A 1,086-nucleotide genomic window follows, 5' to 3' on the forward strand; every position below is an offset into this window, starting at 1 on the left:
TAGGGCCTGTTCTGGGTTCAGATCATGAGGTTGTGCTGCGCGGTGCCATCCGGCCCTGATAGGCGAAGGGGTATGGCGCGTGGTGACCTCACCGATGATGAGTGGGCCTTGGTCGAGCCGTATCTGCCGCTGGGTGAGCGGGGGCCGATCCCGGATCTGCGGCGGCAGTTCAATGCCGTGATGTGGCATTTTCGCGTCGGTGGCCCGTGGCGGGATCTGCCCGCCGAGTACGGCTCATGGTCCACGGTCTATGACCGCTTTCGTTCATGGGCGCTGGCGGGCGTCTTGCAGAATCTGATGGAGGCCGTGATCGGTGAGGCCGCCGCCCGTGGACAGGCGGATCTCGGTCTGGTCAGCGTGGATTCCACGACGGCTCGCGCCCATCATCACGCCGCGGGGATGGCACTCGATCCGGCGCTGCTGCGGGAGTCGGAGAAGGCGGCAGAGGAGGAAAAGGGGATTCGCCAAAGGGGCAAACAGGCCAAAGCGCCGAGCCGGATGAGGGCGGGGAAGACCAACGCGGACGCCGGCGGCTGAGGCGACGGCACCGGGTGCGGCTGAAGGCGGCCGGGCTGGGCCGTTCACGGGGTGGGCTGACCAGCAAGGTGCACCTGTCCGCAGACCGGTACTGCCGTCCGCTGTCGTTCCTGCTCACCCCTGGCCAAGCCGCCGACAGTCCTCATTTCATTGCCGTCCTGGCCGCCATCAAGGTCCGCCTCCGGCTCGGCCGGCCTCGCACCCGGCCCGGCGCGGTAGCCGCCGACAAGGCCTACTCCTCCCGCGCCAATCGTCTCTACCTGCGCCGGCGCGGCATCCGGGCGGTCATCCCGGAGAAGAAGGACCAGGCGGCCAACCGCAAGAAGCGAGGCTCACGCGGAGGCCGCCCTGTCCACCACGATGCGGCGCTGTATAAGGAACGCAACACCGCTGAACGCTGCATCAACCGGATGAAAGAGTGGCGAGGGCTGGCCTTCCGCTTCGATAAAACCCCGGAAAGCTACCTCGCCGGGCTCTATCTGCGAGGCGCCATCCTATGGATCCGAAGCCTTGACCCCACCTAAAGATCCGAACCCAGAACAGGCCCTA

1 pseudogene is annotated in these 1,086 nt (G+C 66.7%); it reads left to right on the forward strand.

Features of this window, described 5'->3' with window-relative positions:
• The first annotated feature begins 72 nt into the window (after positions 1-72).
• Positions 73-1,061: pseudogene (locus tag DQW85_RS22480) on the forward strand (IS5 family transposase).
• The last annotated feature ends 25 nt before the right edge of the window (positions 1,062-1,086 follow it).

The sequence above is a fragment of the Nonomuraea lactucae genome (assembly GCF_003313395.1).
GTDB lineage: Bacteria > Actinomycetota > Actinomycetes > Streptosporangiales > Streptosporangiaceae > Nonomuraea > Nonomuraea lactucae.